This is a genomic window from Streptomyces sp. NBC_01171 (assembly GCF_045039805.1).
Classification (GTDB): domain Bacteria; phylum Actinomycetota; class Actinomycetes; order Streptomycetales; family Streptomycetaceae; genus Streptomyces.
This window is the reverse complement of record NZ_CP108609.1, coordinates 3,040,006-3,053,314: the sequence shown is the minus strand read 5'-3', so window position 1 is coordinate 3,053,314 and position 13,309 is coordinate 3,040,006. Positions and strand designations below refer to the sequence as shown.

Annotated in this window: 11 protein-coding genes; 3 read left to right on the top strand and 8 right to left on the bottom strand. The window is 64.1% G+C overall.

What is annotated here, in order from left to right:
- Positions 1–115: 115 nt before the first annotated feature.
- Positions 116–646, top strand: a complete 531-nt coding sequence (locus tag OG448_RS13970) for a DUF5994 family protein (RefSeq protein ID WP_405553944.1) — start codon at positions 116–118, stop codon at positions 644–646.
- A gap of 585 nt (positions 647–1,231) precedes the next feature.
- On the opposite strand, the gene OG448_RS13965 is transcribed toward OG448_RS13970, so the two are convergent.
- From OG448_RS13965 to OG448_RS13945, 5 genes are all read right to left on the bottom strand, one after another.
- Complete coding sequence (locus tag OG448_RS13965; protein WP_405553942.1) at positions 1,232–3,928, bottom strand: tetratricopeptide repeat protein; 2,697 nt, start codon at positions 3,926–3,928, stop codon at positions 1,232–1,234.
- On the bottom strand, positions 3,925–4,344 hold the full coding sequence (locus OG448_RS13960) for a hypothetical protein (RefSeq protein ID WP_161150884.1): 420 nt from the start codon (positions 4,342–4,344) through the stop codon (positions 3,925–3,927). Before OG448_RS13960 ends, OG448_RS13965 begins: the two co-directional genes overlap by 4 nt.
- A 598-nt stretch (positions 4,345–4,942) precedes the next feature.
- A complete protein-coding gene (locus OG448_RS13955; RefSeq protein WP_161150885.1) occupies positions 4,943–5,434 on the bottom strand; it encodes an SLATT domain-containing protein in 492 nt (163 codons plus the stop codon).
- Positions 5,421–6,953, bottom strand: coding sequence for a reverse transcriptase domain-containing protein (locus tag OG448_RS13950; RefSeq protein WP_405553939.1), 1,533 nt, complete (start codon positions 6,951–6,953; stop codon positions 5,421–5,423). Before OG448_RS13950 ends, OG448_RS13955 begins: the two co-directional genes overlap by 14 nt.
- Before the next feature lie 161 nt (positions 6,954–7,114).
- The gene (locus tag OG448_RS13945) at positions 7,115–7,981 is read right to left on the bottom strand and encodes a hypothetical protein (protein ID WP_161150888.1); all 867 of its coding nucleotides are present in this window, start codon (positions 7,979–7,981) and stop codon (positions 7,115–7,117) included.
- 963 nt (positions 7,982–8,944) lie between these two features.
- Here OG448_RS13945 and OG448_RS13940 point away from each other — a divergent pair.
- Both OG448_RS13940 and OG448_RS13935 read left to right on the top strand, forming a co-directional pair.
- Positions 8,945–9,850 (top strand): hypothetical protein, encoded by a 906-nt coding sequence (locus OG448_RS13940; RefSeq protein WP_405553937.1) that lies wholly within the window; start codon positions 8,945–8,947, stop codon positions 9,848–9,850.
- The gene (locus tag OG448_RS13935) at positions 9,843–10,382 is read left to right on the top strand and encodes a restriction endonuclease (protein ID WP_161150890.1); all 540 of its coding nucleotides are present in this window, start codon (positions 9,843–9,845) and stop codon (positions 10,380–10,382) included. The genes OG448_RS13940 and OG448_RS13935 overlap by 8 nt, the downstream gene beginning before the upstream one ends.
- Here the strand turns inward: OG448_RS13935 and OG448_RS13930 are convergent.
- From OG448_RS13930 to OG448_RS13920, 3 genes are all read right to left on the bottom strand, one after another.
- Positions 10,379–12,040: a hypothetical protein gene (locus OG448_RS13930; protein WP_405553936.1), complete on the bottom strand. Its 1,662-nt coding sequence runs from the start codon at positions 12,038–12,040 to the stop codon at positions 10,379–10,381. The genes OG448_RS13935 and OG448_RS13930 overlap by 4 nt on opposite strands.
- A 427-nt stretch (positions 12,041–12,467) precedes the next feature.
- Positions 12,468–12,845, bottom strand: coding sequence for a hypothetical protein (locus OG448_RS13925; RefSeq protein WP_405558792.1), 378 nt, complete (start codon positions 12,843–12,845; stop codon positions 12,468–12,470).
- Positions 12,845–13,273, bottom strand: a complete 429-nt coding sequence (locus OG448_RS13920; protein WP_405553934.1) for an ATP-binding protein — start codon at positions 13,271–13,273, stop codon at positions 12,845–12,847. The genes OG448_RS13925 and OG448_RS13920 overlap by 1 nt, the downstream gene beginning before the upstream one ends.
- Positions 13,274–13,309: the final 36 nt, after the last annotated feature.

Below are 13,309 nucleotides of genomic sequence, written 5' to 3'. Positions count from 1 at the left end.
GCAACGAGGCCCGGAACCGTCGGCGCGGATGCTGTGGCGAGGCACGGCTTACGGTGAGAGGACGAGGTCCCGCGTCCGGCGGCGGCACCGTCTCCCGCAGACAGGCGGACACACCATGAACGAATCCGATACCTCTCGCGCTCCCGGTCTTCTGCCGGACGAGGTCCATCAGGCCGCGAAACCCGGGACGGTCCTTCTACGGCTGGAGACGACACGATCCCGGGAGGGGAACCTCGACGGTGCGTGGTGGCCGCGTTCCCGCGACATCGGTGCCGAGCTGCCCGACCTCGTCCACGCGCTGACCGTGCATCTCGGCCCCATCTTGCGCGTCGGTCTGGACGCCACCGCTTGGGACGAACTTCCCACGCGGCTGGTGATCGGCGGCCAGGTCGTCCGGATCGACTCCTTTCCGGTGGGTGACGACACCGTCCTGATCACTCGGGGCGACCAGGACCACTTCTCCCTTCTCGTGGTCCCGCCGCACGCGACAGTCGAGGCCGCCCATGCCGCGATGGCCAGGGCCGTCCGGGCCGACAACGTCACCGATGCCGCACAGATCCTCATCGACACCGGCACCCGCCAGGCATACACGATTCCCGCGGAGGGCCCGCGGAGCGGCGAGGAACGCCACGAGCTCGAGGAATGACTTCTGGAGCTCCGGCCACCCGTAGGGATGTACGTGCCGGGCGGCGCCTGCAAAGCGATTGAGGCGGTGCCCATCCGTCGGGGTGGATGCCCGGTGGTGTCCGCCGAAGCTCCGCGGGTGCCGTCAGGGTGCGCGTTCACGGGGGTGGGCGAGGAACTCGGTCTGCACGAGCCGGCTCTCGAGGGTATCGACGGCATCAACACCGGGGAGTGGACGCCGCGGGAGCTTCGGCACAGCTTCGTCTCCCGGTTGTCCGACCGGGGCGTGCCGCTGGAGGAGATCTCGCGTCTCGGCGGGCACTCGGGGACCGCCGTGACCGAGGAGGTTCTAACGGAAACAGATCCGGCCCGTGATCAGACCGGAGCCGTGGTCATGGACGGCATTCGGCACGCAGGAACGGCGGCCGTAGGCACGCGGGAAGCGGTAGTCACGCAGATAGACACGCAGACAGAAACAAGAAGACCACCTAGGAACGTTCCTAGGTGGTCTACCTGCTGTCTCGGCTGTCGGGGTGGCGGGATTTGAACCCACGACCTCTTCGTCCCGAACTCTCGGCTGAGTGGTCATTGAGGTCTGTTGGGCTGGTCAATCAGCCGTAGACGGCTGCTGACCTTCGCCTGCGGCCGTTGAGGTTGCTGTACTCCTCTGCTGTACAGCTTGGTCGGCTTGGCGAGCACGAGCGAGGTTGTTGCGGCTGGCCAGGGTCTGGGGGTGGGTGTCGCCCAGGACTTGCTCACGCTGGGCGAGGGTGGCCTCGTACAGGGGGATGGCCCGCCTCAAGTTCCCTGCCGACTCGTGGGCGTAGGCGAAGTTGTTGCGGCTGGCCAGGGTGTCGGGGTGGGCGTCGCCCAAGACTTGCTCACGCTGGGCGAGGGTGGCCTCGTACAGGGGGATGGCCCGCTCCAGTTTCCCTGCCGCCTGGTAGGCGCCGGCGAGGTTGTTGCGGCTGGTCAGGGTCTGGGGGTGGGTGTCGCCCAGGACTTGCTCACGCTGGGCGAGGGTGGCCTCGTACAGGGGGATGGCCCGCTCCAGTTTCCCTGCCGCCTGGTAGGCGCCGGCGAGGTTGTTGCGGCTGGTCAGGGTCTGGGGGTGGGTGTCGCCCAGGACTTGCTCACGCTGGGCGAGGGTGGCCTCGTGCAGGGGGATGGCCCGTCCCGGGTCCCCTGCCGCGTGGTAGGCGCCGGCGAGGTTGTTGCGGCTGGCCAGGGTGTCGGGGTGGGTGTCACCCAGGATCTGCTCACGCTGGGCGAGGGTGGCCTCGTACAGGGGGATGGCCCGCCTCAGGTTCCCTGCCGCCTGGTAGGCGTAGGCGAGGTTGTTGCGGCTGGTCAGGGTGTCGGGGTGGGTGTCACCCAGGATCTGCTCGCACTGGGCGAGGGTGGCCTCGTACAGGGGGATGGCCCGCCTCAGGTTCCCTGCCGCCTGGTAGGCGTAGGCGAGGTTGTTGCGGCTGGTCAGGGTGTCGGGGTGGGTGTCGCCCAAGACCTGCTCACGCTGGGCGAGGGTGGCCTCGTGCAGGGGGATGGCCCGCCTCAGGTCTCCCGCCGACTCGTAGGCGCCAGCGAGGTTGTTGCGGCTGGCCAGGGTGTCGGGGTGGCTGTCACCCAAGACCTGCTCGCACTGGGCGAGGGTGGCCTCGTGCAGGGGGATGGCCCGCCTCAGGTCTCCCGCCGACTCGTAGGCACCAGCGAGGTTGTTGCGGCTGGCCAGGGTGTCGGGATGGGTATCACCCAAGACCTGCTCACGCTTTGCGAGGGTGGCCTCGTACAGGGGGATGGCCCGCCCCAGGTCCCCCGCCGCCCGGTAGGCGCCGGCAAGGTCGTTGCGGCTGGTCAGGGTGTCGGGGTGGGCGTCGCCCAAGACCTGCTCACGCTGGGCGAGGACGGCTGTGCGCAGGGGGATGGTGTGGGCGTCGCGTCCCTGGTGGTGCAGGTACTGGGCGGCGGCGTGGTAGGCGTTGGCGGTGTCAGGCGACGCCGGGCTATGGAACGGTGTGGAGTCGGCGACTGCGACGACGTGAGGCAGGAGCTTTTCCCACTGAAAGGTGTCCGTGTTTTCGCTTGACGTGGCGTGTTGGATGAGGTGTTCGGCGTCTCGCCGGCCGGGCAGGTAGCTGTCGGAGTCGGCGGGCTGGTGGCGCAGGACGGTTTGCACGAGGCGGTGGACGCTGATGGCTTGGCGGTCGGCGCTGTAGGCGATCATGTTGTAGGCGTACAGCGTGCCCAGGGCCTCGCCGAGGGCGAGCGGGTCGGGGCAGAGCGGGGCAAGCAGAGTGCGGGGGATGCCCTCGGGTGCCAGCCAGGCCATGGCGTGCAGCAGGGTGACGGCCTGCGGGTTGCGGCGTTCGACGGCGGTCAGGGTGTGGTGCCAGATGCGGGCGATGGTGCGTTCGGGGTCGATCCCGCCCGCGGCCGCATCCATGACGCGTCCCAGCATCCTCCGGTAGTCGGCCAGCGAGGTCCCGGTCTCGAACAGGTAGGCACCCGCCTGCTCCAGCGCCAGCGGCAGATGGCCGAGGTCAGCGGCAAGGTCCGCCGCGTCCCCGCGCTGTGCCGGCGTGGGGACATGCTCTGGTCCGAAGGCGAGGTTGCACAGCAGGTCCACGGCCGCCTCGGCATCGAGCAGGCCCAGGGGCATGGTGGGGGCGATGGTGTGCCAGCCGGTCGCGGTGCGGCTGGTGGCCAGGTGATGCCCGTCCGGGAGTGTGCCGAGGTAGTGGCGCATGTCGGCGGGATCTTCGACGTTGTCGAAGACGAGCAGCCAGCCGGGATGCCACTGCAGCCACAGCATCGCCCACGCCGCCCGCTCCTGCACCCCTGCCGATGTCGCCCACTGCGGGCACAACCGCACGGCCAGAATGGCCAGGCTGGTGACGATCTGCTCGGTGCTCGCGGCGTTGACCCACCCCACCAGCGTGTACGTACGCCGGTAGGTGTGGGCGTAGTGCAGAGCGAGGGTGCTCTTGCCGATCCCACCCAGGCCGTGGATCGCACGCGCCCCGGAGATCTGAGTGACCGCAGCCTCCCCCTCGGCTGTCAGCAGCCGGCGCAGCTCAGCGAGCTCACCCTTACGTCCGACGAACACTCCGGACGCGGACCCGGGCAGATTCCCGGCCCCCGGCGGTGCCTCCACCTCCCTGGCCCAGCGCACCGCCTCAGCCGGCAGCATCACCACCCGGGCCCCGTCCCCGGTGATCGCCACGCTGACATCGCCGCCCACCGCCATGGACCGGGCACCCGTCGCCTGCAGACCGCCACCCCGCGCTACCGCACCGTCTGTCATGGCCTGATCGTCGTGTGGTCTCCGGTGAAGGCAGTGCCAATGGTCTTGGCGGCGATCGACCGCTCCCCCGACGCCGTCACGGTCACCGTCTCCCCGGCCGCAGGCAGCATCCGGGCCAGCTCGGCCAGCAACTCGGCATCCTCACGCAGCGCACGCTTGACCTGCTGACGCATCGCGGCCGCAGCGTCCGCATCCTCTGGCGCCTCGGCCGCATCCTGGACCGCAGCTTCCAGCTCCGCCCGCCCCTGCGCATTGCGGCGGCGCCACACCGTCTGCAGCATCCGCCGCCCCAGATTCGCCGTGGCATCCACCGCCGCGCTCTCCGCGCGAGAGAACACCGCCACCCCGTACGCGCTCACCGCAGTCGACAGATACGGCCCCGCCTGCTCCACCAACTGCACAATCTCGGCACTCACTTGGTCCCCCAACACTCATCGGCTGCAAGTGACCCAGCGTAAGAACACAACCCCGCTCACACAGCGCAAACGTCCAAAACGCAAGAGCTGTTCCACTGACCGCCGACTGGGAGAACCCACCGGAGGCAACCGATGCCATGGACAGGACAGGCAAGCATCATCAGCTTGGGAAGCTTGGGTTCTATACCGATGGCTACTGAGCTGACCTGTGGTGGAGCGGCCAGGGGGGTCTACCTGGCCGGCGGTCTGGTCCCCGCCATTCGCCGCGGTTGCCCGCGCGAGCTGGCACGCGTCTGGCACGCGCGCGGCCCTCTGGCCTGTGCGCCCGCCACGCCAACGACCACCGATTTAGGAGTTCGATCCGCCCTCGGCCCGGTCGGGACCCGCCTCATGCACCGGCGCCACGACTGGCTGCCGTGAGTTACCGCCGTCCAGGGTCGTTGATGTCAGGGTTGGATGTCAGCCGAAGCGTTCCGACCGGACAACCCCCGAGGGATCGTCCGGTGGGTCGGCCCAGCGCCACCAGATATGCCGACCGGTACACCTCCATGGCCTGGCCCCAACTCTTGCTTGGTACTGGCTGCTTGCCCGAACTCGACTACTCGGCCGCGCCTTGCTGTATCCGCCGCTGGGCCCTTTCGTAGAACTTGTTCGCCATCGGAGTGTCGGTAGAGGTGATTCGTACGTAATCGGCGCTCAGTTCTCGGGTTCTGGCTTCGAGGACCGCCAGATCGGATGTCTCGGTCATGAGGCTGATCTCGGTATCTGCGCGGTGCTTGAGCGCAGTGTAGGCGCGGGCAGATGCGAGATGGTCAGCCGCCGTCTTCGGTGAGCCCAGGAAAGCCGCAGTGGCCGCGATGGCTCCGAAGACGGCACCGAGCCCACTGAAAAAGACTTCCGGGCCGACCTTGATAGCAACCAGAAGGCTGCACGCTGCGGTCATGCAGGCAGGAATGAATACCATCAGCCTCCCCCACCTTTCCGCACTCTTGGCCGCTTCAAAATATCCTTGAGCGGTATAAAGACAGTTGCTTCGAATGCGCGTCAGTTCGGTCGTAATATTCTCGAAGGGTGTGTCAGAAGTAGACATAGGGTCCAATCCGGGGAGGGGTTATGTGCGGTCTTGTGGCAAGGAAGTTGCATAGCCATTCCATGCCGGGGACGGAGGACCTGATCTCGTTGCGGTAACGGGTGGTGAGGTAGCGGGACTCGTACAGCGCGACGAGAATGGCGCGTCGGACGGCAGCGTTGGTTTCCCCCTCGAATCGGTGGCGGAGCATCTGAGCCTCGGTAAGGGATGAGTGCTCTCCGATGTATCGCGCGGCGAACTCGCGGGCGTACTCGGCCCGGTTACGGTCCCCAAGAATGTTCCAAGCTGCTTCTTTTGCTCGTTCATCCTTGATTCCCATGGCGATGAGGTACCGCAGGATGCGCTGCTCAATCAGCGGGTGTGTGGCGCTGTCGCTGGAGTGTAGAAAGCGGACCAGGGCGTTCTCGACCTCGGGCGCTCTTGTCTTAGCTGCGTTCAAGTATTTGAACACGTGCGTGATGGCGTGTGGAAGGCGGATGAGGTGGTCCAGGCACCAGCCGACGGCGCGATCATCTCTAATCATGCGGAGTTGGCCGAGAACGAAACGAACCTGGTTGCCGTTGAACCGACCCTCTTTGGCGATCTTTTCGAAGTAGGCTGCGAGATCTTGGCGAGCGCGTGGGCGCCCACTGCGGATGGCGCCAGCGAGCGAGTCATGACGAATGTCAGTTTCGCGTTCGCGGGCGTCCTGAGGATCGAGAATGGCGGTCTTGCTGGAAGAGATGGCGAGCCTCCTGGAGCGCAGTTGGCTGTTCACGCCGAGGAAAAGATCACGCAGTTCGCTCCAGTCGGGATGGAAGACCTTGATGTCGTCGGAGTAGCGCAGGAACCGGACGCTGTTCTGGGCTAGGTAGGAATCGACAGGGGCCAGGTAGAGATTAGCGAGTATGCCGGAGGCGTCCGGTCCTTGGGGTAGGCCCCAAGCGTGATTGATGGTCTGGAACCGGGTGAGGAAATCGATGACGTGGCCGACGGCCGAACCGTCACCACCGAGGGCCTCTAGATCGTCACCGAGCATGGCCACATCGATATGCTCATAGAAGGCTGCGATGTCGAGGTAGGCGACCTTGAGTGACGTGTCGGAGCGGATAGCCAAAAGCGACTTTTCTCGGTAGGAAGACCAGTTGGACCACCACCCGATGGGTTCGCCCTTCAAGTGGTTCCATCGGTAGCTGAATACGCCGGGGTGAAGCTGGCGGTCGATCTGCTCGGCGATGGTGAACACTAGCGCGTCGTAGATAAGGCGGTCTCGGGTGGAGAAACGGGCCAGTGGTCGCACGGTTAAATCGGTCTTGGGAAAGTCGATGATGCTGGTACCTTCCGGACCGCATGCATTGTTCTCGATCGCGCGTACCAGCATCTCGCGATAGCCGCGCTCCCACTGGTGTTGTACGTCCTGGTACCCGATGACGTCGGGAACCTCTGACTGGTGTTCGCCCGCTATGAGTAGCTCTTTGGCTTTGGTGAGCCTGTTCGGAAGGTCCACCGGTCCCCTTTGTCGAATGAAGGTGCCTTGCATGGGATGCTATGTAAGAGCAGCCGGGGCCTGGTTGCGGTCTGTCTTGTGTACGGCGAGGGCCTTGCCGGGACGACCGCGACCGCCCGCACGGGAGCGACGCGGCGGCGTAGAATCGCTCGCGGAGACGCCGGGACCTGAGCCGCAGTCGGTGCGGTGCCGCTTCAGTGGACGGAAGACCAGTTGGTGACCGAGAAGGGGATCGCCGGACACCTCCGGAGCCGCTGCAACTGGTGCGGGCCGCAGTCGAAGACGCCAACGTTGGTCCAGAGGAAGAACTGGTAGGGATTCGCGGGAAGTCCGCGCACCGCGAATCGTCCCGAAGCATTCTTGATTTCCTGCTGATGCATCCCCAACGAATCCCTGTATTCGGCTTCCAGTAGGAAGTCGCAATCCTGCACTCCGGACGAAAAGCTCGCACGCAGCCCTCCGGGCTCGGCGCCGTTGCCGAGATCGATCTTCTTGTGCGAGAAGTACGGCTTGCCGAAGTAGTCGTCGGGGCTGAGGGAGTACGGCGTCTTCGGCTCGGAGAGATTGAAATGGATTCCGTCGTAGGCGCCCCCGCCCTCGGGGCGGACCAGGATGACCGTCTTCGCGGCGGCGGGGCCGCATCTCAGGTCCTCGGCCCTCATGCCGGTGATCGTCAGGCTCGCCGATCTGTCGCTGAAGAGATCGATGAGCCACGAGGACGAGTATCCGTCGGACTTGTCCCAGCCTGGGGCCTCAAGACCGTGGCCACCGTGGGTCGCGGCCAGTTCTTCCACCTCCTCGAAGTTGGGGCCGTCGTCGGCGCCGGATTCCAGGAAGGTGGCGGCCTCCGTGCGGGTCAGTGGGCGATCCAGTACATAAGCCATGTAAAGCGGGTCCGCGTCCACGCGCGTGGCCGCCGTGAAAGCCGGACCCTCACGGTCGAGGTTCTCCTCAACGTGCTTCGAGTGGCGTGTCGTCGGCTCGGTCGCGAAGTAGTCGAGAGCGGCCGGGACGAGCCAGGCGAGAAGGCCAACGACCGCGCCGCTTGCCAGAGTCCACATGACTCTCCGTCGTCTCTGTCCCGGCGGGCTCTCCAGGATGCCCGGTACGAGAGCCCCAGCGATCAGCTCGCGCCGGCGTGGCCCGGGCAGACTCGGGTCGAGAACTGCGGCCGTGGAGGCGGAAGTCGTCGCGCTCCGGGCCGATGCGGGTGGAGTGGCCGCCGGGGCCGGGGCGGTGCCCGTGCTCTGCGGGGCTGATACGGCTCCGGAAGGCGATGCAGGCCCGGTGGGTGGTGCGGAGTGCGTGCTGCTCGTGCCGGAGGAGGGCGCTGCCGCCGGGTCCGTACTGTGCATGGCGCCCTCACGGAGAATCAGCCGATGGGAAGTGGCCCTCATGATGCCCACTGCCCGGGCCGATTCTCAACGGCCCTTCGAGTGCGCGAGTTTCCGCGAAGTTCTCCGTTCCACCTCGCCGCCCCTCCGCACCTTCATACAGGTGCCGCCGTGCCGTCGTGAAGCGGCGCAGGGCGTCGGGGAGCAGGGTGATGCCGACGCCGGGGGGCGTAGGGACCGAGAGATGGGTCCTGGAGGACGAACGACTCGGTGATGCCCTCGGCGAAGTAGCGGCTGAAGGCGGAGGTGTCGCCGGGGAGGGCGAGGTTGGGGGCGCGACCGATGCCGGCAGCGGCTTGCGGCTTAGAAACCAGCGGAAGCGCTGCACCGCCAACACGCCTTTCAACTGTGTGGGTGGGGGATGGGCTGCGTGCGGGGGCGTTCACCTGCGTTCATGGGCGGCCCGGTGCTGGTGTGGCCACGGCTTCCGGTCTCGTCTGAACGGCCGTGAACGGGCTGAATGAGACGGAAACTGAGACGGACAGGTGTTGCTGCCTCCCAGGTCACGGACGTGGTGTGGCATCGTCGAAGTAGCCAAGGAGCTGACCACACGGGAGCAGCTTCAGCCGCAGACCGCCTAAAGGGGCCATGCGGGTCGTCGAAGGGCAACGCCATCGCTACGGTAGGCACATGCGATGCCTGCTGACTGCTGATCTTGACCTTCCCAGTGAGGGCTTGAGGCGTGTGATGCGTCGCTTGGGGGTCGACATCGTTAAGGTCAGCAAACTGCCCGTCGACTGGCTAACTCAGACACCCGCGCCGCCGGTTGACTTCGTATGTGCCGTCCTTGGTGAGGGGGACAACCGCGACGCTGAAGCAGCCGTATTGGTAGACATCGGTGTTGCTCTCGGCCGCCGCATCCCAGTCTTTTTGATCTTGGAGCCCCCCCGCCGGGCACCACTTGTGCTCGCCGGCGTAACTCTGGTTGAAGCAGACCTCCGTAATGAGGATGCTCTGGAGCTTCATCTCAAACAGTTCCTTCGAACTTTGCGTAGAAAAACGGAAGCTCAGGCAGCAGCGTCAGAAATCCCGCCGCTATCGCGAGAATCAGCTATTCTGGCTCATGCACGTCTGGATGAGATCAGCCAAGCAAGTAACCCCGTCGGCGCGGCTGCACGCTTCGAAAATCTGATGCTTGAGGTATTGGATTCACATGAAGTGGAAGTTTCAGCGCTTCGTTCAACCGGCGATATGGGATACGATGCAGCGCTCTGGGCCAATGAAGCTAGCCCCATCCTTGGCGGTCCAGTGCTTGTACAACTGAAACTATGGAGAGACGCCCCACGCCATGGGCTAACGCGGGCCATAGAGAACTTCTCCGCCCAACTTGACACAAGACAAGTGCCGTTCGGCCTGCTCATTTATCATTGTATGAATAAAGAGCAAAAGACACCCCATGGCTCGGGTCTATCCAATACGCGCGTGGTTACCATTTCGGCGCATGATCTCGTGGACGCGCTCAGTAGCCGGCCACTGAGTAGTCTCCTTGTCTCTATGCGAAACGCAGTGATGCACGGAGTGCCTTACCGTGCCTAACTTCGACAGCTCGGTGCTTAAGTCGCATCTTGATCGTGCAAGCGATCCTACAAATTCGACGCATGTTCGCGGTCGGGCCTTCGAAGACGCCCTTGAGTACATCTTCGCCGCAGTACCGGGTTGTGACGTGCAGCGCAACAGCCTCAACAGGTTCACATCAGAGGAAGTGGATATCTCTGTGATGAACTTTCGGGAGAATAATGGCTTAAGAGCACTGCCAGAGATCTTCCTCGTTGAGTGTAAGAACTGGAGTGATCCAGTTGATTCAGCTACCGTGAATGAATTTGCGTCTAAGATTCGCCATCGCGGTTGTACGCTAGGAATTTTGGTCGCAGCGAATGGGGTGACAGGGAACCCTTACGAGAAAACCGCTGCTTACCAGTCGGCCGCACTTGCACTGGTTGAACGCACGCGAATGCTGCTCCTGACCACTGCGGACTTGACCGCGCTCGCATCCAGTCAGGACATTGTAAGTCTCATACATCGCCGCCTATTGGACCTCATTGCGGCAGGGACATTCACTCTGGGCTAATCAGATTTCGTCTCTGGTAGCTGCCTGCCCAGGTAGCGCTGTGCTGGAGCGGAGTTGGCTACGCGCATGCGTACAGTCGCGCGCCCACTGTCTGCAAATTCACGTTTGGCATCTCGCAAGTTGAGCACCTTATCAACCACAAGGGTTTCAATGCATGGCCCTAGATCCACCTGATGTTCGCCAAAGCTAAGAAGCATGCCTTCATAGGCAGCTGCCAGGGCAAACGTGTCGCTCGTTGTAAGCAGCTCAATAGCCTCTTCTCGAACCACTCCAATAGACACGGTGCTTGCCGCAAGATTCACCTTCTCGCCACGCAGCAAGGAAATAGCTTCCCAGGCATCTCGTCCATCCCGGATGGTGAAATCTGCTGGTGCTGGAAAGAATTGCCCAGTCATCGCCTGAAGGGTGGCCAGAGCCTCGTAGGCATCGGCCCATCCTTCTGCTTCGTCAACATCCCAGCCGCCAGGCGTCATGCCTTGTGAGATGGGTGCGCTAAGTCGTGTTGGCGCGGGACCCTGGAATGCCACCTCCATGATCTGGCCAGCTCGGGCACGACTGATCAGTCTGAGAACGGGGACTAGCGCTTGTGGAAGTGCCTCCTCGGGTGGCGTGAAAGAAAGTGTCTGCCGCCAGGACCTATTGCGATTGTCGTAACGCATCTTTACTTGCATGAAACCCGTAAGGTCATCACCGAACAAGGTTCCACCATCGGTGCCAGTCGTCCGCTGTGTGAACTGGAGGGGCAATGATGCAGTGGGAATCCCGGACGTGGCACGCACGATGAGTTGGGCCCGGAGCGGGGGAGTTAGAGTTTCCCGGTTTGCCTCAATGCGCACCGCCTCAGGAACGAAAGATCCACTAATCCCTAGCTCCGAAGGGGCATCAATTGTCACCCCTTGGATATTTCCACCAGTGAGTTCCACCTCGCCGCCATAGCGCAAAGCGTCCTCAAAACGCCTCAGGCGCCGTTCGTCGTCCGGTTCGTTTTTCCGGAACGCGAATTTGCCAGTGAAGCGGATTGTCGAGTGGTTGCCTGAATCATTGCCCTTCGGTGATAAGTGAATGGCGGTCTCGCCACTTGAATCAAGGGAAGTGCTAATTGCATAATTAGGGGAGATTTCCTGTGCCCGAACCTGCAAAGCGCGATACCGATCGGCCAGATCGGGAATTCCGCCAATTATTAGGTCGCGCTCGGCCCGAGCTTCTGCGATCCGGTCCAGAATGTAATCTCCAGACCCCTGTAGTGCGTATCTAACCAAATCGTCATGCTGGGCAAAGTGCTGATTGAGCCAATTCAGTCCACACCAGTTACGGACGAAGGGGAACTCATCACGCAATCCCTCAAACCAACTCATTTCAGCCGGGTTCGGACTGATTGGAACGAGGAGATCCCAATGATCGGGTTGGTAGCGGGTAGTAGAGATCAGGGAGCGGCGGACTTGTTCTCTGCGGCTCGATGTCATCCGCCCCGTGAATGACTTGGCCTCGTAGTGGATTAGTTCGCCGAATTCTGTGTACTCATAGAGGTCCCGACCGCCATCTCCGCCGGTGCCGTCGACTTCCTGGGCGCGGGACCGTAGTCGCAGTACCAGCATGGTTACCAGGGCTTCGGATACCGTCGGAGTCTTTGCGATTTCCTGCCAGGGCACGCTCACCATAGCCCTAAGCCTACGGGGCCTAGGGGCGCGGAGGAGGGTGCTGAGTGGTTCCTCGCCTGCCTTCTGGCATCTGGCTTGGCCGCGAGGTCGGTGGAGCGGCTTTGGGCTGGAGCTGCTTTGGCGCGAGTGATCATGGCCCCGTAAGCTTCCGGCGCGTCGGGCAGTCTGTGGACCTGCCCGGTAAAGCACGACGTTGGGGCCATGATCTTCGAGGCTCGCGCCAAAGTGGCTGCCTAAAGCCGTGGAGCCGACCGCCCCAGCCACGACGTACCCCTTCTCTGGCATCAGGCGGCTGATTGCTCTGAGCGCGGCACCGGCGCCGGCCGGGCTGGAGCGGGGCGGAGACAGGAGCGCAGGCCCGGCCGGGGGCCGTGCCGCGTGCGGGGAGCGGAGCGAGCCGCCTTGAACCAGTAGAGAAAGTTGTAACTCACTCTGTCCGATGGGGCTTGAAGGTCTGTGCGCAGGCTGGGAGTTCGGCGCCTTGTCGGTGCATGAGTGGCAGGAAGAGCACGGGGCGGATCGTCCAGGTGATCCGCGTGCTGGCGTGGGTCACTGACACCGTGCACGGCTCGGATCGCAGCAGGGCTCGACGGGTCTCGATACGGCCCTCGTACAGCCACTCCCAAGCCTCGTCGGACGCGTCCGCGTCCAGGGCCGGTGAGATTTTCCTCAGCGTGACCGCTACCCAACGGTCGGCCTGGGGTGCGGAGTAGGCGTCGAAAGCTGCCAGCAGTGCAGGCTGCCACCCGTCGGCTAGGTCTTCGGTCCAGCACTCGCACCAGTAGCCCCACTGTGGTGGCTTCATCAGCACGGGTGGCCTCCCCGCCGTGCGTCCGCGTACAACTCCGCGGTGACCGTGTGCCCCTGGTCGCTGTCGTGGACGACGACTCGGTGGGCGATCGCGCTGACCATGCCCAGCCCCCGGCCGTGCTCGGCGTCCTGGTCCTGGTACTTGGCCTTCGGGGCTGTGCCGGTGCCGCCATCGTCCGTGACCGACAGGGCGACCACCTGCGCCGAGACAGCGACGGCCAGGTGGAAGCTGCCGTATGCCTGGCCGCTCGCCGTGTGCAGGATCGCGTTCGCGCTCAGCTCGCTCACGATCAGTTCGGCGTCCTCGGCTAAGGGGGAGCCTCGCAGGATGTCGCGGGTCCATCGGCGGGCCCGGCTCACCTCTTCCGGGAATCCTGGGCAACTCAGCCCCCAGACCCGAGCACTACTCGTATACTCGTGCATACAAGTTCCTTCATGCAGGTAGGCCGCCATGTGCAG